21 protein-coding genes are annotated in these 24653 nt (G+C 56.4%); 15 read left to right on the forward strand and 6 right to left on the reverse strand.

Annotated elements, in window-relative coordinates:
* The first annotated feature begins 540 nt into the window (after positions 1-540).
* From PAG01S_RS15390 to PAG01S_RS15405, 4 genes are all read left to right on the forward strand, one after another.
* On the forward strand, positions 541-807 hold the full coding sequence (locus PAG01S_RS15390) for a hypothetical protein (RefSeq protein ID WP_010252074.1): 267 nt from the start codon (positions 541-543) through the stop codon (positions 805-807).
* A 241-nt stretch (positions 808-1048) separates the two neighbouring features.
* Positions 1049-1417, forward strand: coding sequence for a helix-turn-helix domain-containing protein (locus PAG01S_RS15395; protein WP_009092546.1), 369 nt, complete (start codon positions 1049-1051; stop codon positions 1415-1417).
* A 170-nt stretch (positions 1418-1587) separates the two neighbouring features.
* A complete protein-coding gene (locus tag PAG01S_RS15400; protein WP_010252069.1) occupies positions 1588-2484 on the forward strand; it encodes a LysR family transcriptional regulator in 897 nt (298 codons plus the stop codon).
* Between the two features lie 110 nt (positions 2485-2594).
* Entirely contained in the window at positions 2595-3800 is a 1206-nt protein-coding gene (locus PAG01S_RS15405) for an MFS transporter (protein WP_062759349.1), read from the forward strand.
* A gap of 55 nt (positions 3801-3855) precedes the next feature.
* On the opposite strand, the gene PAG01S_RS15410 is transcribed toward PAG01S_RS15405, so the two are convergent.
* Positions 3856-6246, reverse strand: a complete 2391-nt coding sequence (locus PAG01S_RS15410; protein WP_010252065.1) for a glucose/quinate/shikimate family membrane-bound PQQ-dependent dehydrogenase — start codon at positions 6244-6246, stop codon at positions 3856-3858.
* 275 nt (positions 6247-6521) lie between these two features.
* Positions 6522-7121, reverse strand: coding sequence for a hypothetical protein (locus PAG01S_RS15415; protein WP_029519503.1), 600 nt, complete (start codon positions 7119-7121; stop codon positions 6522-6524).
* Between the two features lie 400 nt (positions 7122-7521).
* On the opposite strand from PAG01S_RS15415, the gene PAG01S_RS15420 reads away from it, so the two are divergent.
* From PAG01S_RS15420 to PAG01S_RS22275, 3 genes are all read left to right on the forward strand, one after another.
* The gene (locus PAG01S_RS15420) at positions 7522-8763 is read left to right on the forward strand and encodes an MFS transporter (protein ID WP_010252060.1); all 1242 of its coding nucleotides are present in this window, start codon (positions 7522-7524) and stop codon (positions 8761-8763) included.
* 511 nt (positions 8764-9274) lie between these two features.
* The gene (locus tag PAG01S_RS15425) at positions 9275-9916 is read left to right on the forward strand and encodes an Ssp6 family T6SS pore-forming effector (protein WP_062759350.1); all 642 of its coding nucleotides are present in this window, start codon (positions 9275-9277) and stop codon (positions 9914-9916) included.
* Between the two features lie 572 nt (positions 9917-10488).
* A complete protein-coding gene (locus PAG01S_RS22275; protein WP_155724511.1) occupies positions 10489-10752 on the forward strand; it encodes a hypothetical protein in 264 nt (87 codons plus the stop codon).
* A gap of 212 nt (positions 10753-10964) precedes the next feature.
* Here PAG01S_RS22275 and PAG01S_RS15440 read toward each other — a convergent pair whose 3' ends face one another.
* Positions 10965-12122, reverse strand: coding sequence for a Gfo/Idh/MocA family protein (locus PAG01S_RS15440; RefSeq protein ID WP_010252054.1), 1158 nt, complete (start codon positions 12120-12122; stop codon positions 10965-10967).
* Between the two features lie 270 nt (positions 12123-12392).
* Between PAG01S_RS15440 and PAG01S_RS15445 the strand changes: the two genes are divergently transcribed.
* Positions 12393-13277, forward strand: a complete 885-nt coding sequence (locus PAG01S_RS15445) for a glucosamine kinase nucleotide-binding domain-containing protein (RefSeq protein WP_062759352.1) — start codon at positions 12393-12395, stop codon at positions 13275-13277.
* A gap of 40 nt (positions 13278-13317) precedes the next feature.
* Positions 13318-14436 (forward strand): ROK family transcriptional regulator, encoded by a 1119-nt coding sequence (locus tag PAG01S_RS15450; protein WP_010252050.1) that lies wholly within the window; start codon positions 13318-13320, stop codon positions 14434-14436.
* Positions 14437-14493: 57 nt separating this feature from the next.
* Here the strand turns inward: PAG01S_RS15450 and PAG01S_RS15455 are convergent, their stop codons facing one another.
* On the reverse strand, positions 14494-15585 hold the full coding sequence (locus PAG01S_RS15455; RefSeq protein WP_033759588.1) for an ABC transporter ATP-binding protein: 1092 nt from the start codon (positions 15583-15585) through the stop codon (positions 14494-14496).
* 12 nt (positions 15586-15597) lie between these two features.
* The gene (locus PAG01S_RS15460; RefSeq protein WP_061901841.1) at positions 15598-16197 is read right to left on the reverse strand and encodes a GNAT family N-acetyltransferase; all 600 of its coding nucleotides are present in this window, start codon (positions 16195-16197) and stop codon (positions 15598-15600) included.
* Positions 16198-16747: 550 nt separating this feature from the next.
* Between PAG01S_RS15460 and PAG01S_RS15465 the strand changes: the two genes are divergently transcribed.
* The 4 genes from PAG01S_RS15465 to PAG01S_RS15480 all read left to right on the forward strand — a co-directional run bounded on the left by PAG01S_RS15465 (position 16748) and on the right by PAG01S_RS15480 (position 21259).
* Positions 16748-18079, forward strand: a complete 1332-nt coding sequence (locus PAG01S_RS15465; protein WP_010252044.1) for an extracellular solute-binding protein — start codon at positions 16748-16750, stop codon at positions 18077-18079.
* 57 nt (positions 18080-18136) lie between these two features.
* Positions 18137-19009 carry a carbohydrate ABC transporter permease gene (locus PAG01S_RS15470; protein ID WP_010252041.1) on the forward strand — a complete coding sequence of 291 codons (873 nt, stop codon included), beginning with the start codon at positions 18137-18139 and terminating at the stop codon, positions 19007-19009.
* Positions 19009-19824, forward strand: a complete 816-nt coding sequence (locus tag PAG01S_RS15475; protein ID WP_010252038.1) for a carbohydrate ABC transporter permease — start codon at positions 19009-19011, stop codon at positions 19822-19824. Before PAG01S_RS15470 ends, PAG01S_RS15475 begins: the two co-directional genes overlap by 1 nt.
* A 103-nt stretch (positions 19825-19927) precedes the next feature.
* Positions 19928-21259 carry a glycoside hydrolase family 28 protein gene (locus tag PAG01S_RS15480; protein WP_061703665.1) on the forward strand — a complete coding sequence of 444 codons (1332 nt, stop codon included), beginning with the start codon at positions 19928-19930 and terminating at the stop codon, positions 21257-21259.
* A gap of 1 nt (position 21260) precedes the next feature.
* Here the strand turns inward: PAG01S_RS15480 and PAG01S_RS15485 are convergent, their stop codons facing one another.
* Entirely contained in the window at positions 21261-22331 is a 1071-nt protein-coding gene (locus PAG01S_RS15485; RefSeq protein WP_033787519.1) for a tartrate dehydrogenase, read from the reverse strand.
* A gap of 64 nt (positions 22332-22395) precedes the next feature.
* On the opposite strand from PAG01S_RS15485, the gene PAG01S_RS15490 reads away from it, so the two are divergent.
* Together PAG01S_RS15490 and PAG01S_RS15495 are read left to right on the forward strand one after the other, a co-directional pair.
* Positions 22396-23334 (forward strand): LysR family transcriptional regulator, encoded by a 939-nt coding sequence (locus PAG01S_RS15490; protein ID WP_062759353.1) that lies wholly within the window; start codon positions 22396-22398, stop codon positions 23332-23334.
* 201 nt (positions 23335-23535) lie between these two features.
* Complete coding sequence (locus PAG01S_RS15495) at positions 23536-24630, forward strand: YncE family protein (protein ID WP_062759354.1); 1095 nt, start codon at positions 23536-23538, stop codon at positions 24628-24630.
* Positions 24631-24653 lie beyond the last annotated feature (23 nt).

Genomic DNA, 24653 nt, shown 5'->3' on the forward strand with positions numbered 1-24653 from the left:
GATCTCCTTCAGAAAGATGAGGGGAGTTTACTCACCAATTGTTAGGCCAGAATTATCCGCCGTCATACTTCGCGCTGTAGCGGCGTTGGCTGCTTTTGCTCACCCCAGTCACTGACTTATGTCAGCTCCTGGGGACTCGCGCAGTTGCCGCCTTGCCACAGCATGAATTATTTCGCGGACCGCCGTCACCGGTATTTTATGGAGGAGTCAGGTGGCCTGATGTCCCCATCCATATCCATTGAGATGCCAGCGATTGCAAGCGTAAATGGGGTGACGTATATTTGAGCAACAGATTAATGCCAGACATTTCAGCGGTGAATAGTATGTCAGCCCAGGAAGCAAAAATCAGACATCAGCGCGAGTATCAGGAGCGTGTTGAAGCCGTCCGAAATGGTCAGGCTCCGGGCCGCGTGCTTGAAAAACGTCCTCAGGGTATTGTGCCTGCAAAAAGTGGACGCAGCCTCGCATTTTTCTGATGTCACGCCGTGCTGAAATCAGCCAGGTAGTAAAATAAGCTCATCATACAGGTGGGCTTTTTTTATGACATTGCACGCTATTCCTCCAGAAGAACAGATCCTTAAACTCAACCGTTATCTTATTGATAACGCCGGACAACTTCCGTCACCGGTTATTACTGTAGGCGGTCAGGCTGTTATGTACTGGTATCTGACCTACCTGCATCTTTATCCTGATCAGCCTGATGTAACATCCATAACCTCAATTGATGTTGATTATGTCACCCGAAAGGAAGGCGTTGATTTTCTGGCTCAGGAATATCAGCGATATCTCAAACATGTTGACGCCTGACAGGGCTGAATGCCCCCGTCACTTATGATGCAGAAATAAATTTGTCTGACTCAGCGTTTTTATCTTCTGCCTTTTTTCAGCAGCAATCTCTTCACGAACTTTCACACTAAAGCCCCGCTGGCTGCGCGATCCCGCCTCCGTTTCAGCCGTTGCTAATTCTGCGCTAATTTTCTGCTAATTAAGGGATAAATTTTAGCGGGTAGAGTGGCTCCACTGCACATCAGCATCAACAGGAGGAACCATGAATCAGCGCGAGTTTATTCGGAGTTTGCTGGACTGGATTGAGAACAACTTAGGACACGATCTGCATCTGGATGAGGTGGCGCGCCGCTCGGGCTATTCGCGCTGGCATCTGCAACGGCTGTTTCGCCAGCATACCGGCTTTTCACTGGCAGAATATATCCGTCAGCGCCGTTTAACCGAGTCTGCGCTCACGTTGCTGAGCAGCAACGAAGCGATACTGCAGGTGGCGATGAACTATGGGTTTGATACCCAGCAGGCCTATACCCGCACGTTTAAAAACTACTTTATGGTGACGCCTGGCCAGTTGCGCCGTCAGCGTCGCGTCGAGCCGGATCGGCTGCTATTCCCTCTGGCGATGGCCAGCTGATGCCTGATAAGACCTTCCCGTCACAGCCTGCGGACGGGAAGGTCGGCCCGCGCTTTGCGTCTCTCTCCACCTGCTCTTCGCCTCGATTTTTTTTGCCCATCAGCCACAGTGACCCCGTCCGGACGTGTTAGTTTGTTGCCAGCATCCCTTTACTGTCGGAGTCGGGAAACATGGAAAACGGCGCGAATTTAACCGCCATGTTGGTATTTGCACGGGTTGTGGAATTACAGAGTTTCAGTGAGGCGGCACGCGCACTCGGCTTGTCCAAATCCCATGTCAGCCGGGAGATCGCCCGTCTGGAGCTGCGGCTCGGTATCCGGCTGCTGCAACGCACCACCCGGCGGCTGGCGCTGACCGAGCTGGGCCAGGCGTACTATCCCTACTGTGTGCGGATGCTGGCCGAAGTGCAGCGCGCCGAAGCCTTTGTGCAGCAGGTGCATCAGCAGCCCGCCGGCCATGTCAGGCTGCAGGCACCCGTTACGTTTGGCTGCCAGTGCGTAGTCCCTGTCCTTAACCGCTTTCTGCGTCGGCATCTGCATATCAATGTCGATCTTGATCTGACCGATCGCAGTCACGATCGGCTGGATGATCAGGCGGATCTGGCGATTGTGATCCGATCCCGATCGCCACAGCAGGGCAATTTTCGGGTACTGAGCGAAATCGAGTGGGGGCTCTATGCCGCGCCTGCCTACCTGGCGCAGCGACCCGCTATCACACATCCTGAGATGCTGCCACGGCACGACCTGCTGCTGTTTCATGGTCCGGCGCACACCGCCGCACTGCCGTTCCGCCGTGATAAACAGCGGCTGGCACTGGATGTACGCAGCCGTTTTCGCGCCAATAACAGTATGGCGCTGCTCAATGCGGCACTGGCGGGGAGCGGCATCGCCTATCTGCCCTCCTACATGGCCCAGGAGGCGATGGCGCGCGGTGATATTCAGCAACTGCTGCCGGAGTGGCAGATGGATCGTCTGCAAAGTTATCTGCTGCTGCACGACACGCCTGAACCGGCGTCGCCCGTGACGCTGCTGTGCGATGCCCTGGTTGCGGCGCTGAATACAGGCTGATTGTTGCCTGCTGACAACAATCAGCGCCACAGAGTAACTATCCCGCCGCGACTGTTGTTACTCCGCTACGCCGGTTAGCCTGTATCCCTGATTACTCACCGGATATCATCATGCAACAGTCACCCGAAACTGCAGAGTTTCAGCACTGGCGACGTAACTTAGGGGTCTGCGTCGTCGGCTCTTTTACCACTATCGTGGCGATGACGCTGCTGCTGCCGTTCCTGCCGCTCTATGTGCAGCAACTCGGCGTTGAGCAGCCTGCCGCTATTGCCCGCTGGTCCGGCCTTGCCTACGGCGCGACCTTTTTCAGCGCCGCACTGACGGCGCCGTTGTGGGGCAGGCTGGCTGACCGCTATGGTCGTAAGCTGATGCTGATTCGGGCCAGTCTCGGGATGGCGATTGCGATGTCGCTGATTGGCATGGCGACCGCGCCGTGGCAACTGGTGGCGCTGCGCCTGCTGGCGGGGCTGCTGGGCGGCTACGCATCGGGATCGACCATTCTGGTGGCGGCACAAACGCCGAAAGCGCAGACCGGCTGGGCGCTGGGGGTGTTGTCTTCCGGCATTATGGCCGGCAACGTGGTCGGGCCGCTGCTGGGCGGTGTGCTACCGCCACTGATCGGGATTCGTCAGACTTTCTGGCTGACCGGCGCCGTGATTTTTCTCGCCTTCCTCGCCACCACCTTTTTACTCAAAGAGCAGCCACGTGCTCCCGCTACATCGCGCGCCAGCCAGCAACCGCATCCTGAAGCCGGGCCGGTTAATCACAGCCTGATACGGCTGATGTGGCTCTCTGGCATGTTGCTGATCTTCGCCAGCATGTCGATTGAGCCGATTATTACGCTTTACGTGGGCGAGTTTGTGCAGGGCGACCACCAGATCACCCTGATAGCCGGACTGGTGATGTCCGCGGCGGCGCTGGGCACGGTCCTGGCGGCACCACGACTGGGTCGGCTGGCCGATCGGGTAGGGCACTGGCAGGTGCTGACCGGTGGTTTAGTCGTTAGCGGGCTGCTGCTGATACCCCAGGCATTTATCACGGCGGCCTGGCAACTGGTGCTGCTGCGTTTTCTGATGGGGATGGCGCTGGGCGGATTGATGCCGTGCATCACGGCGATCATTCGTCATAACGTGCCGGGTTCACAGGTTGGGCGGATGCTGGGATATTCGACATCGGCACAATATATCGGCCAGGTCAGCGGCCCGCTGTTCGGTGGGCTGGTGGGCGGTGCATTCGGGATGCGGCCGGTGTTTCTGGCAACCTGCGTGGTGATGCTGTTTTGCGCCTGGCTCAACTGGCGTGGGATGAAAAAGTAGCGCGATCAAAAAAGGCGGACCGGAGTCCGCCTTAGTTTATTCACCGCTGCGTGAATTACTTCTGGTCTGGCAGCGCGTAGGCAATCACATAATCGCCCAGCCTGGTACCAAACGAGCCGTGACCCCCTGCCGCGATGACAACGTACTGCTTGCCATCTACTTCATAGGTCATCGGTGTCGCCTGGCCGCCTGCTGGCAGACGTGCCTGCCATAACAGTTCGCCGGTATCAGTGCTGAAAGCACGCAGGTAGTTATCTGCGGTCGCACCAATGAAGAACACCTTACCCGCGGTGGTGATAGGACCACCCAGCATCGGCATACCCATTTTGAACGGCAGCGGAACCGGTGCGCTATCGCGAACGGTACCGATACGCTGTTTCCACACCACGTTGTTGGTCTTCAGATCCACCGCGGAGATGTAACCCCAGGCAGGCTGTTTGCATGGCAGACCAAACGGTGACAGGAACGGGTTCAGCTCGACGCCATAAGGCACGCCATACTGAGGCTGAATACCGGTTTCAGTACCTGAACCACCTTCAGCGCCTTTCGGCGGCTCAATCGGGTTGCCTGGGCCACGTGGAATCAGCTTAGAGACAAACGGCAGCGCCATTGGGTTAGCAATCGCGATCTGACGATGAGGATCGACTGCGATGCCGCCCCATTCGAACATACCGAGGTTACCCGGGAACACCAGCGTACCCTGCTCAGATGGCGGGGTGAACGGACCTTCATAGCGCAGGCGCTTGAAGATCACGCGGCACACCAGTTGGTCAAACATCGTTGCGCCCCACATATCCTTGTCCGTGAGATTCTGTTTCGGACGGAAGGTCAGCTCAGAGTAGGGCTGAGTGGCGGCAACGTGATCGCCTTTAGCAGCACCCTGTGGCACTGGCGTTTCTGGCGCAGGCACGACTGGCTTGCCGGTACGGCGATCCAGTACAAAGATGTTGCCGGTTTTCGCTGGCGCGTAGACAACCGGTACGGTGTTGCCATCTTTGTCGGTGATGTCAGCCAGCGTAGGCTGCGACGGCAGGTCCATATCCCACAGATCGTGATGCACAGTCTGATAAGACCAGACCAGCTTACCGGTGGTGGCGTTCAGGGCCAGCACGCTGCTCGCATAACGCTCCTGCTCTGGTGTGCGGTTACCGCCCCAGATATCCGGTGTGCTCACGCCCATCGGCAGGTAAACGGTATCCAGTTTCGGATCGTAAACTGCCGGTGCCCATGAGTTCGGAGAGTTCATGGTGAAGGTGTGTTCATCAGCCGGAATGGCATTAGGATCTTTTGCGCCTGGATCAAATACCCACAGCAGTTTGCCGGTATTCACATCAAAGCCACGAATCACGCCTGACGGCTCGCGGGTTGAGTAGTTATCGGTAACCGCACCCGCCATCACGATGGTGGTGTTAGTAATCACCGGCGGTGAGGTCGGCTCATACTGACCCGCAGTGGTGACAGGCTGTTTGTGTTGCAGATCCAGCTCGCCGTTGACGCCAAATGCCGGGCAGCGTTCGCCGGTCTCTGCGTCCAGTGCAAACAGACGACCATCGTTGACCGGCAGATAGATACGACGTGAACACAGCGCAGGCTGAGTGTTCGCTGCATCGGCGGCTGCCGGCACTTCGTGGTAAGAAACACCGCGACAGGTCACGTGCTGGAAGGTCGGGTTGACCTTCATGCCCGGATCAAATTTCCACTTCTGCTTACCGGTGGCCGCATCCAGTGCAAACAGGATCTGGTGTGGCGAACAGAGATAAAGCGTGTCGCGGATTTTAATCGGCGTGACTTCGTCGGTAATTTCACCCGGATCGTTAGGGGTTTTCATGTCGCCAGTCTGGAACTGCCAGGCAACCTGCAACTCTTTCACGTTCTGATGATTAATCTGCTTCAGCGGAGAGAAACGGGTTCCCTGCTGATCACGCGCATAAGCGGGCCAGTCAGCGTCCGGGATGTTGCTCAGCGGCGCAGCCTGCGGGGCGTTGTCAGCGGTTTCTGGTACTGACCCGTTGATGACCTGCGGATCGTTGAATACCGCATAGGCCAGCACAATGGCACTGGCAATCAGCGCCACAGCCATGGTACCCAGCGCGGCTTTGCTGCCCGCGTTGAAGCTGCGATAAACAAACGGCAGGATCAGCCAGACACCGAAGATCACCAGCACATCGGTGCGTGGTGCCAGTGCCCAGAAGTCGGTGCCCACTTCCCATACACCCCAGATCAGGGTGCCGATCAGCAGCAGCGCATAGAGAACCAGCGCAGTGCTTTTACGACGGGAAAGCAGATAAGCGGTGATAAGCATCACCACACCGCCAAAAACGTAATACCAGGAACCACCAATGGCGGCTAACCAGCCACCGCCAATCAGCATAAACGCGCCCGTCAGCACTGCGAACAGCACCGTCAGGAAACGAATTACGCCAAAAGATGAGGAGTTTTTCCCCATAATATCGACCTCGTTTCGTTGCCATAAAACACACGAAAACAACCAGATAGGCTGTTTCCAGTTATCAAGTACAAATGATTAGGGTGTTCTGAAGTATCTCTTCCGTTAAGACAGACGATCCCTTTGTGTTAAATGTTATAGCAAAATCAGATCGAGGTTTGATTTTTTTGGCTTAAACCGCTTAACAACTGGAATAAAACGACATTTTATGGGGGATTAAAGGACGTTAAGCGCACCGCCGTGTGCCCTTAACGCCGGAAGGCAGGATTTGTGAATCAGCAGCTAATAAGATCGCCGTCCGAGCGTTGCTGTTGCCAGCCGCTGATATTTATCTCAGCAAACTGCTCAGCGGTTAAGGGCGGCGTATGACTTCGTACGATTACCTCTGCCCCTTTTTCACGAAACGTCGCCATAAAAAAGGGAAAGGTAAACTTCTCATAATTATCATTAAAGAAAGATTCGGTTAAAACAATTCCTGAAAAAGGAAATGATTCCAGCAGTCGCCAGTCTGCACCCGGTGGCGCAAAATCATAAAGCCAGAAATCAAATTTCTTTGTTAATTCAAGCAGTGACGTACTGTGTGCTGCCAGACTGGAATAATTAATTCCAATCCGGACACGCGCATTTTGTAAATGCGTATAGGCATCCGGAACCGCGATCATTCCCCGTAATCGAATATCTTCCACCGGCACAACCATTAATGCTGCTTCAGTAGCAATTTGATTGTGTAATGAAATAATGTTGTTTGTATTAAGTATATTGCCGCTATCCTGGTTTTGCTGAAGATAAGGCACGCTATAACAAATGCCAGTGACATTACGCTTAACGTGATGGATTGGTTCAGTAACATAGGGGTTATATAAACTGTTTTTCATTATCTCTATGAAATTCAATAGAAAGGATTTGTTGTTAATTAAGCATATAAAAAGTCGCATTTTTCTAAACGCGTGAATAAATATAGATCACATGCTTAATCCAAATCATCCTTTTGTTGCCTGAGAAAGTAAATAAACCTGTTAGCAAAGAAACGATAATTCCTTTGGCATCTGATGATGTGCTGGAATATATTCAATAGTCGGGACCAATAGGCTGGTAATAATCATGAGGGGTCTGACGTGCCTCGGCCGGACAGGGACGCTGCTTATCGCGCAGGGAGGCTGCGCTGGAGCCGCAGGCCTTCTGCTCGCATCCGGTCTGCTAACGTGAAGCCGACAATCACCACACCAATAACACCGCGCAACGACGCGGGTTTCCTCACCTGATTTGGGATAAGACATGGGATTTATGGCATCGGCGGCGGAAGAGTCACTGTGGCGACATCGGACATTTGTCGCCTTCTGGGTGGCGCGTACCTGCTCATCATTTGGTTTTCAGATGTTCTCGGTCGCAATCAGCTGGCAGATCTATGCGCTGACCAACAGCGCAATGGCGTTAGGGATGATTGGCTTAATGCAGTTTCTGCCGTCGGTGTTGCTGGCGCTGCCAGCGGGTCATCTGGCGGATCAATATGACCGGCGGCGGATCGTGCTGTTGGGTCAGCTGGTGGAATTTGCCGCACTGCTGGCATTAGTGGTGCTTACCTTATTCCATACCCCCGATAAGACCGCCTTGTGGGGGCTGGTGTTTATGATTGCGGTGGCGAAAGCGCTGGAGTGGCCTGCGATGTCTTCGATGCTGCCGTCGCTGGTGCCGCCTTCGATTCTGGCGCGTGCGATGGCGATGAACTCCGTGGGCGGTCAGGCAGCGGTTATCGTCGGGCCGACGATTGGCGGGCTGCTTTATGTCGCCGGGCCGCATGTGGTGTATGGCGTTTCCGGGCTATTTTATCTGGTTTCGCTGACGCTGGTGAGTCTGCTGCGTTATGAGCGTCCGGTGCAGGCTCGTCTGCCGATGAATATGAAGAATCTGTTTGCCGGGATTCACTTTATCCGTGAGCGCAAAGATGTGCTTGGGGTAATTTCGCTCGATCTGTTTGCGGTGCTTTTGGGCGGTGCAACGGCGCTGCTGCCGATTTTTGCCAAAGATATTCTGCATACCGGGCCCTGGGGGTTGGGGATGTTGCGCGGCGCGCCGTCGGTGGGAGCATTGCTGGTGGGCATCTGGCTGAGCCGTCACAAGCTGGAGAAGCATGTCGGGATGATTATGTTTGGCTCGGTGGCGGGCTTTGGCGTTGCGACGCTGGTGTTCGCGCTTTCCACGCAGTTATGGCTGTCGCTGGTGGCGCTCTGTGCATTGGGTGGCTTTGATATGGTGAGTATGGTGATCCGGGGTGCGCTGGTGCAGCTGGATACGCCGGACACCATGCGCGGTCGGGTGAATGCGGTTAACGCGATTTTCATTAATACGTCGAATCAACTGGGCGAGTTTGAGTCGGGGTTGCTGGCTGCCTGGATGGGTGCGGCACCGGCGGCAGCGATTGGCGGCATCGGTACGCTGGTGGTGGTGGCGCTGTGGATGAAGTTGTTTCCGCATCTGCGACGTCGTCAGAAGCTGGAGAATGAGGTGGATCCGGTTTGATGACTGGCGTTGGGGTTAGGTGAGGGGGTTGTGCGGTGGTGAACCACGGCGCAGGCGCAGGGAACAAACACCTTTCGCAAAGACGCAAAAGCGCCATCCATTCGCTCATTCGCTTTGAGTTTGTTCGTTGCCTAAGGCTGCGGAGAGATGGATTGAGGCTGGCTGGATTATTGCGGTTGTAGAATTGTGTGCAGGCATATGCTGCCATCGCTTTAAGTTTGTTTGTGACCAAAGCCTGTCTGCGGACCTTGAGAGTCCTTTAATGCTTTTCTGATACGAACGGCTCGTTTCCGGCACCTTTAACTGTTCCGCCATTTAGTGATGCTGCGCAGCGGCAATGATTAAAAAATGCCCTTTTCTAATCCCAGTTCTTGATCCTGGTATAGGAGTGAATGAAAAATCAGTGCCAATTAAAACTATATTGATGGCACTTAAGAGATCAGTTTTCGTTTACGGAAGGCTGCACTGCCTGATATTTTTCAGGCTGGTATCTAAAACGGTAGAAGAATGAATGGACGCAAAGACGCTCGCCGTATCAGTTGCTCATGGTATTGCTTCACTTCCGATGGATTTTTATTTGGGTATTGAAAGAACCTTTCAGGATCTCAACCTGACAGATGGCGGCAGAAACATTCAGCGCCGTAACTTCGGTGAGGATGAGAGGATGTATCGGGCTTTGAACAAGCTCTTCCGTAACAGAGCCATTCTGGGGCAGATTGCAGAGATGATAATCAAAGACTCTCTTTCCTACCTTCCGGATCCAGCCCTTAAAAAAATCACAGATAAACTCATCGGAGCAGCGTCTTCACTGGGTTCAAGACAGTCCATGCAGCTGGCCATTACAGGTTATCTTGGTTCAAAAGTTGTTGGAGGAATGATGGCCAGCGTGATAACGAAGTTATCACTGCGATTATGGACAGGCACCCTTGCGGGCGGCATAGTTCTGCAGGGGGTGCTTTCGCGTGCTTCTGCAGCTTCACGGCGTTTGAGGCATCAAAATCCTGAATTATGGTCAAGGCTTTACATACTTGATTTTGAAATGCTTTACTTCCTCTTTGAAGAACCTTTAGCCAATTACATCGAGCTCGGTGAGACTCTACGTAAAAATCCTTCGAAAACGGAGCAATTTCTGGGTGCAATCGAAAATCTTTAGACTAATCAGAAAAGTCATTTCTGAGTTATCAGGGGCGGTTGTTGTCAGCGCTGTAGTGATTGGAATTTTCATCGCAATATTTGCGAATGAAGGAATTATGCGCGTTATCGCCCCCTTACTCGTCTTTATCGCTGGCCTGGTTCTTTACTGGTTAGCCTGGAAGATTTCATCCAAAGAAGATTGAAACCAGGTCACTAATAAACACATTACCATCAGGGATGAAAGACTGTCGCGCATCAGCACAAGATCACCCGGTGCAGGCTCAGCGCGGGCGATTACGCACCTCATCCCTGAGGTGCGCCCGAAGCCGGGCCAACGCTTTGCGTTGTTCAAAAACGCTCCCGGCGTTTTTGTCCGTGGCCCGCGATGCTTTGCTACAGGCATATGTTCCCATCGCTTTAAGTGTTTAAGTTGCCTCTGACTGAGACGCAAACCGGACGAACGCAAAGCTCCGGGACGCCTTTCAAAACGTTCCTGATTTACACGAAAACACGTTCCTTGCTATAACTTATCTCTCATCGGCAGGCCTGTGGCCTCCTCAGTCAGCTTAAGCGCTTATAGAGGGTACCGTTATGAATCAGACTCACTCCATTCCGGAAATTTATAATCCTGATGTGCCGTATTCAGTAAAGTGCGAGATCGTGGCGCAGCTGTGCCGTGCGCTGGCTTCCCATAAAAACATCCCGGTTAGCGCCCTGAGAAAATATCTTCTGGAAAAAACTCACGTTGATTTCGAAAATCTGGAGGATAACCCGGTAGGAATGCTGCTGCTGTATGAGTACCTTCACTGCCAGCGCCCCTCGGTCTGCGCCCGGAATGAAAAAAACCTTCATTAAGCGCTGCCTCCAGCAGGGGGCCATTTAATCAAATACGCCTTCGGAGAAGAGGGCTGGAGAAGGGGCGGTTGAGTTGTCGCTGGCAACGGTTTCCCGAGCCAGCTCAACCTCAATATTGTCACTGGCCCGAAGGCCAGTACAGGAAGTTACCAGTCATACTGCCATTAAAATCCTGGGGTCAGAGGGGGAGGCCGACCCGCAGGCTGGGGCCATCAGGCCCCGGTTTTTCCCAGGTTGGCGTCAAATGTTAGCCAGCTTTCACGCATGTCCACTACGCTGCGGGTTTTACGAGCCTCATCGATTTTAATTGCCGTGAGGCCCGCTTCCAGCGCGTCCACTACTGAAACTTTCAGCGGTGTTCCCTGTTTAATATGTTTAACGATCTCTTCAGCCATCAACGCATCTGCGCCGTAATGGCCATCATACGCATTGCCGCTGTAGGCGGTATCGACCTCTTTCTCGCCGCTGCGCGCGTTGTGTACGCGGAAGTAGTTGCGCACGAAGTCGCCTTCCGCCATGCCGTCGGTGCCCATGACACAGAAACGGCGGAACTCATCCGGCACATTCAGATTGGCGTGGAAGGCCAGCGTCGCGCCGCCTTCGTACTCAATCAGGGCAGTCTGGTAGTCGACAATATCGGCATCGCTGTCGAACACCGCATCGGTGCTCGACCAGCCGCTGGGCTTCACGTGATAAAGTTCTGAGTCAGCGGTGATAGCTCCCTGCGGCGCATGAGCGGGAGTAAAGGATTTCCGGCCACCAAAGCTGGCGACGCGGATCGGGCGCTCCTGCAACAGGCCCTGATAGAGATCGATGTCGTGACAGCATTTTTCCAGAATGTACGGGCCGGCATATTTCTCCAGACGTCGCCAGTCGCGCTGAAAGAATGCGCCGTGATAAGGCTTGATATGTTCTGTCGCCTCAATCGAGGTGATCTCACCCAACTGACCCGCATCGCGTGCCGCCAGCAGATCGTGATAGAGCGGGGAATAGCGCAGTACCAGGCCGACCAGAATGCGCGCTTCGCCATACTGACGCACCAGCTTCGCCATCTCCATGGTCTGCTCTTCATTGATCACCACCGGCTTTTCGGTAAACACCGTGTAACCCGCTGCCAGCGCCTGACCCACATGCTCCAGATGCAGAAAGTTGGGAGAGCCAACCAGCACGACATCCATTCCGCCATGTTCCAGCAGAGCATCGATTGACGCAAAGGCCTGGCCGGGCGCGATACCAAAGCTGTGCAGATTAGGCAGTCCGGCGGGTGCCGGATCGTAATAACCCACTACCGAGAAGGCGTCGTCGGCTTTGCTGAACTCTTTGATCACGTGGGACAGTCGAAAGCCGAGACCGATAATGCCTACTTTCATGTTAAACCCCTGCTCCTGAAATCGCATGATGCATAGCCCGCCTGTGATCGGGCGCGCCTGTTGATAATCTGACCACCAACTTATTACGACAGAAAAACTAATGTCAATAACGCACTGCGCGTTTTGCGAGGGTGTTTTTGTTATGACGATGTAAAATAACAAGAAAATTCAGATATGATTTTGCTATATTTATTTGTTATTGCGATTTAAGTTTTTTTATCCTATCGTTCGCTCATTATGGCTATAACCCTTAATCAGGGAAGGAAGCGCGTGCAACCACACTATCTTCTGGGCATTGATGGCGGCGGTACACAGTGTCGCGCGCGGTTAACCGACCTGCAGGGTCGCATCCTGGCTGAAGCCACCGGCGGGCCTGCCAACGTCTGGTCAGACTATGACGCGGCACTGACCTGCGTCGGGCAGCTGATCGAACGGGTATTGTCACAGGCGGGATTCGCCCCGGAGGCGCTGGCGCAAACCACGCTGGTGGCCGGATTAGCCGGTGCGAATGTCACCTCGGTACAGGCGCGGCTCGCCAGCTGGCAGCCTGACTGCGCGGCGTTACAGGTGGTCAGCGATGTGGAGATCGCCTGTGCGGGCGCCCATGGCGGCGCACCTGGCGCCGTCTTTATTATCGGCACCGGCAGTCAGGGAGCCGCGTGGGATGGCGATCAGTTTACGCTGCTTGGCGGCTGGGGCTTTGCCTTGTCTGACCAGGGATCGGGCGCTGAGCTGGGCCGTCGTGCGCTGCGGCTGGCGCTGCTGGCCCATGAAGCGATTATTACCCAGAGCGCTCTTACCCGGCAGCTGATGGCGCAGTTCGACCACATTCCGGAAACCATGCTGCTCTGGACGCGCTCAGCGACGCCTGCAGACTGGGCCCGCGTGGTGCCACAGATTTTTGCGGCCGCCGACGCGGGCGATGGTCATGCACAGGATCTGCTGCATCAGACCGCAGCCGATATCGGCCTGATGGTCCGCCGTCTGACTGCCCTGAGCAGCGGACCCGTGGCGCTGATGGGGGGACTGGCCACGCCGATTCAGCGCTGGCTGGATGACGATATTCAGGCCCGGCTGGTGACGCCGCAGGGCGATGCCCTGAGCGGGGCGCTGATACTGGCGCAGCAGCTGACGCCTGCCCGATTACCGATCTGAAGCTGGCTGAGCATCCTCAGCCGGATAACCCGAGGAATTTATGACCGCTCCCAACGTAACCGCGCGCATTCTGCGGTTGATTGTTGAAAATGCGCCGATCAGCCAGTCAGACCTGAAAGTTCGTAGCGGACTGAGCATGTCGACCGTGTCGCAGGCAACTAATCGCCTGCTGGCGCAGGAAATCGTGCAGGAGCTGGGACTGCGTCGCGTGTCGATGGGGCGGCCAAAAACGTTGCTTGGGCTCAATCCCGATCGCGCCAGCGTGATTGGCATTCAGCTCAATGCGGAACGCAACCTGATCGTCATGACCGATCTCAGCGGCAATCTGCTGGGCGAACAGCAGATGCCGAAAGGCACGCTGACGCCGCGCCAGCTCGGCGATGCGCTGGCGAAATTCCTGCGCGGCGTTGAGGAGAAGCGGGTGGGCGCCATTGGCCTTGCCCTGTCGGGACTGGTCGATGCCGAAAACGGCTACTGTATCCGATCCAAAGTGCTCGACTGGGACAACGTCCCGATTGCGCGCCTGCTGGAAGAGCGTTTTTCGCTGCCGGTGTTTATCGAGAATGACGCCAACGCCATGGCAATGGCGGCGCTGGTGTTTGGTCAGCTCGGCAACGCGCAGTCGGCGGTGATCGCCACCTACGGCAAAGGGATCGGGGCGGGCATCATCCTGAATCGTCAGCTCTACCGCGGTCGTCACGGCAAGGCGGGGGAGATTGGCAACGGGCTGGTGGGCGACGGCTCACTGCGTCTGCTGGAAGATGTCGCCTCATCGCGCGCCATTCTGCAACGGCTTGCTGAGCAGGAACCGGTGGAAGGCCTCACGTTGCAGGCGCTGGATCAGCGGCCAACGCCCGAGGTGCTGGCGGTGCTGGAAGAGGCAGGACGCGAGCTGGGAATTTCACTGGCGAACCTGTCGGTGGCTTACGATCCGGATGTGGTTTATCTGGCGATGGAGCCGCACATGGCGTCACGCATTCTGCTCGATCACATCACCCAGAGCTTCCAGGCCTACCGGCTTAAACTGACGCCGCACATGACGCCGCTGCAGTTCCTGACTGAATCGAACCGCATGTGGGCGCTGGGCGCGGCGGGTTTTGCTGTCAACCGGCTGCTTGATCTGCTGGCGGCGCAGGCCGATGAAGAGCCGGTCACCTGAGTTATCCCTCCAATAAAAACGGGCGCCGCGGCGCCCGTTTTTGTTTCCGCGCTTCCCTTAGCGCAGGCGCATTCCCTGCTCATCAAACAGCAGGCAGTGCGCGGCAGAAAAGCCCAGTTCAACCTGGGTTCCCAGATCGCGCGTGGTTGCTTCGCGCTCTTCCACCACCAGCATCTCTTCACGCCCGATATCCAGGTAGAGGTAGTTGGTGTGGCCCAGCATCTCGCCATAGGCCAGCTCGCCGTGAAAGCGCAATGCCTCCGGCGTCTGCGCGGCAGGCTGGAAATGCTCGGGACGAATCCCCAGCGTCACGGTTTGCCCCTCGCGGCAGTCGGCGGCGATTTTCAGCACCAGCCCCTCAATCTTCAGTTCCGGCACCCGCAGCTGCACTTCACCCTCGCCCTTGGCGCTGATTTCCGCCCGCAGGAAGTTCATTTTTGGCGAGCCGATAAAGCCGGCGACAAACAGGTTATCCGGGTCGTGATAGAGCGTCAGCGGTGCGCCGACCTGCTCAATGCGGCCCTGACGCAGCACGACGATGCGGTCAGCCAGCGTCATCGCTTCCAGCTGATCGTGGGTGACATAAATCATGGTATTGCCGAGCGAGGCGTGCAGCCTCGCAATCTCAATCCGCATCTGCAAACGCAGCTCGGCATCGAGGTTAGAGAGCGGCTCATCGAACAGGAAGATACGCGGATGACGGATAATTGCCCGGCCAATCGCCACGCGCTGCCGCTGTCCGCCAGAGAGCGCGCGCGGCAGGCGGTCGAGCAGTTCGGTGAGATGCAGGCGGGCGGCCGTCCGGGCAATCGCCTCATTGATCTCCGCCTTAGACTTCTTCATTACCTCCAGCGGATAGGCCAGGTTGCCGCGCACCGTCATGTTGGGGTAGAGCGCATAAGACTGAAACACCATAGCAATGCCGCGCTCGGTGGCGGGCTGCTGCGTCATGTCCTGCTCCTCAATCAGCAACTGCCCGCTGCTGATCTCCTCCAGCCCGGCGATCATCCGCAGCAGCGTCGATTTGCCGCAGCCGGATGGCCCGACAAACACCACAAATTCGCCGCTGTTGATCGTCAGATCGATGCCATGAATGACATTAACGTGTTCATAAGACTTTTTCACATTCTGCAAGCGCAGGCTGGTCATCGGCTACCTCACTCAGAGTAACTGGCCCATGTAGATGGCATTGCTGCGCAGGATTGGGGTGAACCCCATGCGCTGATAAAAGGCACAGACCTGCTCATTCTGCAGGCTGACGCCAAGATGGACACCGCTGACACCGGCAGCGCGCAGCGCCGCCAGCTCATGCTCAATCATCCGGCGACCCCAGCCGCCTTTCTGTGCCGCCGGCAGCAGGTTGATATGCAGATGAGCGGGCCACTGCGTCACCAGCGTGTCAGCGGCCTGGTCAGGATGGCGGATCGCATCGAGCACTTTGCTGTCGAGCGGCGCGCTGGCGCTGCGATCACGATATTTCTCCTGCAGCTGCGGCCACCATTCGGCCTGTAGCTGCGCTTCAAACGCGCGGGTATCGGGCGCGGCGACCACATAACCCTGCACCTCACCGTCCCGCTCCAGCACAAAAGCAAAGTCAGGCGCGAAACGCGCATAAGGCACAGCAAAACGCTGGCCGGGATAGTCAGGATCGGAATAGAGCGCGCGGGCATCGCCACCTGCATCGGCTGTTTCCAGGCAGATGCGGTAGAGCGCCGGGTAGTCCGCCGGGGTGGCCGGACGAATGACACCTTGATTCGCCATGGTGAATTCTCGTGAGTGAGTGAATCGGTCAGGGATTGAACAGATCCGCAGATAAAAGTTACGTTAATGAAAGTGGACTTAGTTTTCAAGATAGAATAATTACCTTATCTCACTAACACGGGCGCTTCGGCAATGTTTACCGGCATCGGGATGCACAACTGTGATCGCCAACACGCCCGGGTCATGGCGGCTGGCAGCAGATTCACGGCCAGTGAAAGGGGAAAAGTGTGAGCGTGATAGGATTTTCGTATGTTTTATCAGGATGTTATTTTGCAATGATTGCACTGGCATCTCCTGCTGCAGAAAAAGTAGCTGGCGACGCACCGCCACGATTAATCGCGTAAATGCCAGCGCAGTGTGCTGAATTTCACGCCATGTCGCTGTTTATTTGCGCGTGCTCACAGCGTTGCAATTCCCCGCGCAGGCTGTTTGACTTTATTTTTTTATTAAAGTAAGTATGAGTGAGTGCGTTTGTGTGCGGCTGCAGCCTGCAGGATGTCAGGCGGTGAGATGAAAGGATGCCGATCCTGGTCTGAAGAAGGTGAGCATAATGTCTGTTTCCTCCGTTCGTTCGTTCCGAATTCGCAATGTGGGTCGGCTGCTGGCAGCGGGCCTGCTGGCGGGCAGCGTCTCGCATGCCGCCCACGCCGCCGTTACCCTGAATGAGTGGGATATCTACAACTACCCGGAGCAGACTGCCGCGGTAGATGAAGGGATTAAAGAGTTTTCCCAGCAGAATCCCGGCATTGTGATTAACCGCTCGGTTCACTCCTTTGAAGATACCCGTATTCCCCTGAAGCTGGCGCTGACCGCCGGTGATGGCCCGCAGATCGCTCAGGTCAACCAGGGCGGCGGCGATATGGGCTCGCTGGTTAAAGATAAGCTGCTGCTGCCGCTCGACAGCTACGCCGCCAGCAACGGCTGGACCACACGCTTCCCTGACTCGATTCTGAAACGTAACCGCTGGTCAGACAGCGGCGAGTTTGGCAGCGGCAAACTCTATGGCGTCGCCAGCCTGGGCGAGATGGTCGGGCTCTATTACAACAAAGCGCTGCTGGATAAAGCAGGTATTGCCGTGCCGAAAACGCTGGCTGAGCTGGAAAGCGCGATGGCGAAACTGAAGCAGCAGGGCACCGCACCGATGATGCTCGGTCTGCTGGATGGCAACATGGGCCAGCAGCTGCTCAGCACCCTGTGGCAGGCGCAGATTGAGAGCCACGACCGCAAGACGCTGGATAATCTGATTTACGATGTGGGCGGCACCTTCAAAGACAGCAAGCTGGTCAATGCCGCCTCTATGATGAAGAGCTGGACCGACAAAGGGTACTTCTTCCCTGGCTTCCAGGGCATCGGTCACGACGATGCGGCGACCCTGTTCCAGAACGGCCAGGCTGCGTTCCTGGTCAGCGGCACCTGGTATCTCGGCCAGTTTAAAGACAACAAAGATATTCACTTTGCCGCGATGCCTGCCGGTGAAGGCGTGAAGCAACCGCTGATGGTGGGCGGTACCGATCTGGCGTTCTCCATCACCAGCACTGCCAAAGGCAAAGATCAGCAGGAAGGTGCGGCGAAGTTCATCAACTATATGGTCTCTGATGCCATGGCGAACCGCTGGCTGAAGGTGGGCTTCCTGCCTGCCAGCACCAACAAAGCGGCGAAAATGCCAGCGGACAATCCGCTGCTGGCCGAGGCGTATCAGGTCTGGCTGACACTCAATGATTACGACGGTTTAGGCCACTACGTGGACTGGGCGACACCCACCATGAACGCCGAGCTGAATCAGAACGTTCAGCTGCTGCTGGCGGGCCGTCAGACACCCGATCAGATGGTAGTTAATTTTGATAACAACTATCAGCGTTACCTGAAAACACTGAAGCATTAAGCCGGAGGCCCGGCGAACAGCCGGGCCTGAGCCTCGTTCTGAACCACGAGTAGAGTTATGTTGAATTTAAGTGGCTGGCGTAATTTTCTCTATGTTCTGCCTGCGGTGCTGGTCTATGCGGTGTTTCTGCTGTTCCCGCTACTGGCCTCGCTGGGCATCAGTTTTACCGAATGGGACGGCACCTCGCTGCCGGTGTTTAGCGGCGTCAGCAACTATCTGCGGATGTTCAGCGATCCGGTGTTCTGGATTGCGCTGGGCAATAACGCCATCCTGATGCTGTTCTATACCCTGTTGCCGATTGGCGTCGGCCTGCTGCTCTGCAGCTTTCTGTATGACACGCGCAACAACAGCGAACGCAGCGTGCTGCGCATTCTCTTTTTCCTGCCCTACATCATGCCGATGGCGGTGCTGGGCGTGGTGTGGCGCTGGCTCTATAACCCGGCGTTTGGTCCGATCGACCAGATATTACGCGCAATCGGATTGCCCCAGCTGGCACTCTCCTGGCTGGGTGATTTTACCTGGGCGCTGCCCGCCGTGGGTCTGGTCGCCACCTGGTACTTCTTCGGCTTCTGTCTGGTTCTGTTTATGGCGGGCCTGCAGCGCATGGATCCCTCACTGCTGGAAGCGGCCGATCTCGATGGCTCGTCGCGTCGCCAGAAGTTTATGCGCATTACGCTGCCAGGCCTGCGACCCGAGCTGCGGATTGCCCTGCTGCTGACGGTGATCGCCAGCCTGAAAGCCTTTGACCTGGTCTATGTGATGACGCAGGGCGGCCCGGGCACCTCCACCATGGTGACCAACATCTTTATGTATAAGCAGGGCTTTGATCTGCACTACTTTGGCTACGCCTCGTCGGTAGCGGTGTTCAGCATGGTCATTGTTTTAGGGATTAACTATCTGATCCATCTGGCCTTAAAGGAGCGTTACTGATGCGAAGCACGCCGGTGATTTCACGCGCGCTGATCTGGATCGTGGCGCTTATGACGATTCTGCCGTTCCTGATGGCGCTGATGACGTCGTTCAAAACCCAGATGGAGCTGTTTCAGGGGGTCTTCACGCTGCCCGCCTCGCTGAATTTCAAAAACTACCTGACCGCGTGGCAACAGGGCCACTTCAACGTCTACTTCCTCAACTCAGTGCTGGTGGTGATTCCGGTGGTGCTGTTCAGCGTGCTGCTGGGCATTCTGGCCGGGTTCGGTTTCGCGTGGCTGAAAATCCCTGGTAAAAAAGTCATCGGAGCGATGCTGGCGCTAGGGATGGTATTGCCGAGTGAAGCCTTTATCATTCCGCTCTATCACGAGCTGCGCTGGATGGGGCTGACCAACACCTATCTGGCGCTGATCCTGCCGCAAATTGCCCTGTCGCTGCCCTTTACCACGCTGATGATCGCCAGTGCTTTCCAGCAGGTGCCGAAAGAACTGGTGGAAGCGGCGGTAATGGATGGGGCATCGCGGGTCAAAATTCTGTGGGGCATTCTGGTGCCCGCTATCTGGCCGACCCTCTCAACGCTGGGGCTGCTGCTGTTTATCTGGACCTGGAATGAGTTCCTGATCCCGCTGATTCTGGTCAACAAGGATGAGTTACGCACACTGCCAATTGGCATGATGTTTTTCCAGAACAAAAACACCATCGACATTCCGGTGCTGATGGCGGGCGCGATGATTGTGATTATGCCGCTGATCGTGGTGTTCCTGATTTTCCAGCGCAAGTTCATCAGCGGCGTCACCGAAGGGGCCGTGAAGTAATCTGTGATAGCCCGCACGAAACGGCGCACTGGCGGCCAGACAAAGGTTTGCCGCGCCGTATCGTGCTGCAATTCCTCCTCCTCAATCCTGCGGGAGACGCATGATGCACCTTTCCCTTGCTGATTTTCACCCTGTCGCCGATGGCGAAACCCCGGACACGGCCGTGCTGCAACGCGCTATGGATCAGATTGCGGCGGCGGGCGGTGGCCGTCTGACCCTGCCTGCCGGGCGTTATCGCAGCGGCTGCCTGAATCTGCCCTCTGATTTTGAACTCCATCTTGAAGCGGGCGCGGTGCTGATCGCCAGTCAGCGGCTGGCTGATTACCAGGCGGTACAGGCGCTGAGCTGTGCTGAGAAGTCCCACAATGTGCTGCTCTATGCGCTGGGCCAGCGCAATATCACCATCAGCGGCACCGGCCGTATAGACGGTGACGGTGAAGCCTGGTTTGCCGCTGAGCGTGACGAGCAGGGCTATCGCCTGCCGCGTGCGGACCGGCCGCGGATCATTGTGTTTGAAGATTGCGAGCAGGTAACGCTGACCGCCTTTACCATCGTGCAGGCGCCGATGTGGACGGTGCATCTGGTGAGCTGTCGCCATGTGCATATCGACCACCTCACCATCGACAATGCCATGACCATGCCGAATACCGATGCGCTCGATATCGACAGCTGCGAAGCGGTGTTTGTCAGCAACAGCTATCTCAGTGCCGCCGATGATGCCATCTGCATCAAAACCACCCATAAACCGGCCGCGCTGCGGCGTCCGGCGCGGCAGATTATGATCACCAACTGCCTGCTGCGTAGCTACAGCTGCGCCTTTAAAATCGGCACTGAAACCTGGGATGATGTGGAAGATGTCACGGTGACCGGCTGCACCATTTTTGATTCCAACCGTGGCATCGGCATTCTGTCGCGTGACGGTGGCGCGATGCGGCGTCTGCTGTTCAGTAATCTGACTTTTGCCTGTCACCATGCGCCGCCCTGTCACTGGGGAAAAGCCGATCCGCTGCATATTTCGGTGCGCAGTCGCGATCCCGCCATTACGCCAGGCATCGTAGAGCAGGTGCAGTTCAGTAACGTTACGGGCGTGGCGGAAGGGGCGATTAACCTGCATGCGGCAGAACCGGGCTGGATACGCGATGTGGTCATCAGCCAGCTGCAGATGCGGCAGACCGTGGCACCGGTTGCTCAGGGACACTATGACGTACGGCCGCCCTGTAACCCGGACTCCCCGACCGGCATGGGGCTGGATAACGCCTACAAACTTGACCCGAAAACCGGAGAAGCTTTTGGCGTAGAGCGCTATCCCGGCGGGCTGCCGGGCCTGTTCGCACGCGGGGTGGAGAACCTGCAACTGCACAGCCTGGCGATAATACGGCCGGAACCGTTACCGCCAGGCTGGCACCCCGAGTGCGTGGTGCAGTTGCCGGACTAAATCACAGCGCGGCGGCGATGGCCATACCGAGCTGTTCGGTGCTGGCGCTGCCGCCGAGATCGCGCGTCAGGTGCTCACCCGCTGCCAGCGTGCGTTCAATCGCGTCTAACACCGCATCACCTGCCGCTTTGTAGCCGAGGTGCTCCAGCATCATCGCGCCACACCAGATCTGTCCGATGGGATTGGCGACACCTTTACCGGCGATATCGGGCGCAGAACCGTGAACCGGTTCAAACAGGCTGGGGAACAGGCCTTCCGGGTTGATATTGGCCGAAGGGGCGATGCCGATAGTGCCGGTACAGGCCGGACCGAGATCGGAGAGGATATCGCCAAACAGATTGCTGGCGACCACCACATCAAACCAGTCCGGATGCAGCACGAAGTTAGCGGTGAGAATATCGATGTGATACTTATCGACGCGAACATCGGGGAACTGACCGGCCATGGCTTCAACGCGGCTATCCCAGTAGGGCATGGTGATGGCAATGCCGTTCGATTTGGTGGCGGAGGTCAGGTGTTTCTTCGGCCGACTCTGCGCCAGCTGATAGGCAAACTTCAGGATGCGATCGACGCCGGTGCGCGTCATCACCGTCTCCTGAATCACCACTTCACGTTCGGTGCCGGGGAACATGGTGCCGCCGACGCTGGAGTATTCACCCTCCGTGTTTTCGCGTACCACATAGAAGTCGATATCGCCGGGCTGACGGTTCGCCAGCGGCGCTTTGACGCCTGGCATCAGTCGCACCGGACGCAGATTCACATATTGATCGAACTCCCGGCGGAACTGCAGCAGCGAGCCCCACAGTGAAACGTGGTCGGGCACCACATCGGGCCAGCCGACTGCGCCAAAATAGATCGCATCAAAGGCTTTCAGCTGTGGAAACCAGTCGTCAGGCAACATTTTGCCATGCTGCTGCCAGTAGTCGGCACTGGCGTAATCGAACCACTCCCAGCGCAGCGGAATGTTAAATTTCTCTGCGGCCGCATTCATTACACGGACGCCTTCCGGCATCACTTCTTTGCCGATGCCGTCGCCAGGGATCACGGCAACAGAGTGAATTTTGTCAGTCACAGGGTACCTTTCCGGTTGATGTTCGAATTGTGTACGCAGTATAACTGTCGCTTCCGGGGAAATAATGAGCCTGAAAGGCAATCCAGTGTTGAATAAAAGTAGAGAATCCCGCACCTCCACCGATGATTTAGCCTTCTTTGTTCGCCTGGCTGCGCTGGATAGCCTGACTGCGGCGGCGCGCGAACTGGGACTGTCGCTGGCGGCGGTCAGCAAACGTCTGAGCCAGCTGGAACAGCGGCTTGGTGTGCAACTCCTGCGCCGCACCACGCGACGACTGGAGCTGACGCCGGAAGGGCGCCGATATCTGGCGGGTGCGCGTCCGTTGCTGGATCAGCTGGCGGCGCTGGAAGAGGCGGTCAGCGGCGAAACCGCCCAGCTGCGCGGCACACTTAACATCAACGCCTCATTTGGCTTTGGCCGTCGGCATATTGCGCCCTGCGTTTCGGCTTTTGCCGCGCTGCACCCGGAACTCTCGCTGTCGCTGCAGCTCAGCAGCCAGCCACTTAATTTTCTTGATGCCCACATGGATATTGATATCCGCGTCGGAGAACCGCCCGACTCACGGCTGGTGGCGCGCAAACTGCGTACCAATCCGCGCATTCTCTGCTGCTCACCCGCCTATGCCGCCCGGCACGGTCTGCCGGAGACAGTGCGCGATCTGGCACAACACAACTGCATTTTACTGCGCCAGCACGACAGCGATTTTACCCTGTGGCGACTGACCAGCGGCGAACAGAGCATCAATCAGAAAGTGCGCGGCAGTCTGATCACCAACGATGGCGAAGTGGCGATGCGACTGGCGATGGATGGGCATGGCATCTTGCTGCGTTCCTGGTGGGACGCGCAGCACAGTCTGGCGACGGGCGAACTGCTGCCGGTGTTACCCGACTGGCAGGCACCGGATGGCGATATTTTTGCGGTCTGGCAGGCGCAGCGTCAGCTTCCGGCGCGTATTACCGCATTTGTGACGTTTCTGCAGAGCAATCTGCAATCGGTTGATTAGCCAGGCTTTTAAAGGCAGTTTCTGGCGCGGCCAGACGCCTGCGGACAATAAACATACCGCATTAAGCTGATTCGGTTGCGTCAGCATGCCGCTGCGTTTACAGCGTTTTAGCGGCTGCGTATGATTCTTATTCTTTTTATTTCCTGCCTGTCCTCTGCGTTGTGGCCAGCCGGGAGCAGCAGGCAGATAGGGGAGTTAAGTATGAAAGCGTTGTTCAGTCCGCGTACAGCGGCACTTACACTGGCGATGGTGACCACCTTCAGCCTGACGGCGTGCCAGATGCCGGCGAAAAAAGTGGATGCCAGTGCGCCGGTGGTGATGCAGCCCTCCAGTCCCGATAACCTGATTCAGCGCGAGCTGGGTGAAGGTTTGTATGAGATGGCCTATCTGCCAGCAAAAAATGCCCTCTATGTCGCCAGCGCGCAGGGATTTAAAGATATCAGCGGCGGCATGATCTACCGTCTTGATGCTTCCACGCTGCAGAGCACCGGCGCGGGACACTTCGACCTGAAAAACTTTGGTCTGATCAGTGCGCCTGACGGCAGCGCACTCTACGCCACCAACACGCTGGATGGCGGTATCTCTAAAATCGATCCTGATAACGGTAAGGTGCTGAAGCGCCTGATGTTTGACGAGAAAAACGAGAAAGGCATGCCCTATGGCACGCGTGAAATCTTTCTGCATGACGGGCTGCTCTATGTCGGCGGCGTGGGCGATCCGGGCGTGATCTGGGTGGTTGATGCCAAAACCCTGACGCTGAAAACCCGGATAAAAAATGCCGGGAAGTGGGTCACAGGCATCATCTTCTCGCCGGTCAGCGACCGGATTTATGCGGCGAACGGCAGCGGGGAAATCCTGGTGATCAATCCGCGCAATAACAAAATCGAGCAGCGCCTGACGGCGGGTGACGGGCAGGAGTATCTGTTCCTGAATATGGCCGAGGATCCGGCAACCGGTCGCCTGTTTGTTACGGATAATTCAAAAGCGAAAAATACGCTGGTGTTTGATGAGCGCAGCGGCAAGGTCATTAAGCGTCTGAATCCGGGCGACTCACTGGGGATTAAGTTTAATGGCAAGCGCAATGAGATTTATATCAGCCAGCGCGAATCGAAGAAGGTGCTGCAGCTGGATGGCACCACCTATGAGGTGAAAAACAGCTGGTCATTTAATAGCCATCCCAACAGTCTGCTGGTCTCACCGGACGGGCAGACCCTGTTCGTCACCCTGAAGCAGGGCTTCAATGACGATCACAGCAGTCAGGGGCTGGATGGCGTGGCGCGTATCACACTGCAATAAGAAAAGGCGGCATCGCTGCCGCC

The organism is Pantoea agglomerans NBRC 102470 (assembly GCF_001598475.1).
GTDB classification, from domain to species: Bacteria; Pseudomonadota; Gammaproteobacteria; order Enterobacterales; family Enterobacteriaceae; genus Pantoea; species Pantoea agglomerans.

Excerpts from the sequence above, each read along its gene's own strand:
- PAG01S_RS15415 (WP_029519503.1), bottom strand. The coding sequence starts at position 7,121 with ATGAAAAACAGTTTATATAACCCCTATGTTACTGAACCAATCCATCAC.
- PAG01S_RS15475 (WP_010252038.1), top strand. The coding sequence starts at position 19,009 with ATGCGAAGCACGCCGGTGATTTCACGCGCGCTGATCTGGATCGTGGCG.
- PAG01S_RS15490 (WP_062759353.1), top strand. The coding sequence starts at position 22,396 with ATGAGCCTGAAAGGCAATCCAGTGTTGAATAAAAGTAGAGAATCCCGC.
- PAG01S_RS15495 (WP_062759354.1), top strand. The coding sequence starts at position 23,536 with ATGAAAGCGTTGTTCAGTCCGCGTACAGCGGCACTTACACTGGCGATG.
- PAG01S_RS15420 (WP_010252060.1), top strand. The coding sequence starts at position 7,522 with ATGGGATTTATGGCATCGGCGGCGGAAGAGTCACTGTGGCGACATCGG.
- PAG01S_RS15390 (WP_010252074.1), top strand. The coding sequence starts at position 541 with ATGACATTGCACGCTATTCCTCCAGAAGAACAGATCCTTAAACTCAAC.
- PAG01S_RS15455 (WP_033759588.1), bottom strand. The coding sequence starts at position 15,585 with ATGACCAGCCTGCGCTTGCAGAATGTGAAAAAGTCTTATGAACACGTT.
- PAG01S_RS15460 (WP_061901841.1), bottom strand. The coding sequence starts at position 16,197 with ATGGCGAATCAAGGTGTCATTCGTCCGGCCACCCCGGCGGACTACCCG.
- PAG01S_RS15450 (WP_010252050.1), top strand. The coding sequence starts at position 13,318 with ATGACCGCTCCCAACGTAACCGCGCGCATTCTGCGGTTGATTGTTGAA.
- PAG01S_RS15405 (WP_062759349.1), top strand. The coding sequence starts at position 2,595 with ATGCAACAGTCACCCGAAACTGCAGAGTTTCAGCACTGGCGACGTAAC.
- PAG01S_RS15410 (WP_010252065.1), bottom strand. The coding sequence starts at position 6,246 with ATGGGGAAAAACTCCTCATCTTTTGGCGTAATTCGTTTCCTGACGGTG.
- PAG01S_RS15440 (WP_010252054.1), bottom strand. The coding sequence starts at position 12,122 with ATGAAAGTAGGCATTATCGGTCTCGGCTTTCGACTGTCCCACGTGATC.
- PAG01S_RS15465 (WP_010252044.1), top strand. The coding sequence starts at position 16,748 with ATGTCTGTTTCCTCCGTTCGTTCGTTCCGAATTCGCAATGTGGGTCGG.
- PAG01S_RS15480 (WP_061703665.1), top strand. The coding sequence starts at position 19,928 with ATGCACCTTTCCCTTGCTGATTTTCACCCTGTCGCCGATGGCGAAACC.
- PAG01S_RS15400 (WP_010252069.1), top strand. The coding sequence starts at position 1,588 with ATGGAAAACGGCGCGAATTTAACCGCCATGTTGGTATTTGCACGGGTT.
- PAG01S_RS15425 (WP_062759350.1), top strand. The coding sequence starts at position 9,275 with ATGGACGCAAAGACGCTCGCCGTATCAGTTGCTCATGGTATTGCTTCA.
- PAG01S_RS22275 (WP_155724511.1), top strand. The coding sequence starts at position 10,489 with ATGAATCAGACTCACTCCATTCCGGAAATTTATAATCCTGATGTGCCG.
- PAG01S_RS15395 (WP_009092546.1), top strand. The coding sequence starts at position 1,049 with ATGAATCAGCGCGAGTTTATTCGGAGTTTGCTGGACTGGATTGAGAAC.
- PAG01S_RS15470 (WP_010252041.1), top strand. The coding sequence starts at position 18,137 with ATGTTGAATTTAAGTGGCTGGCGTAATTTTCTCTATGTTCTGCCTGCG.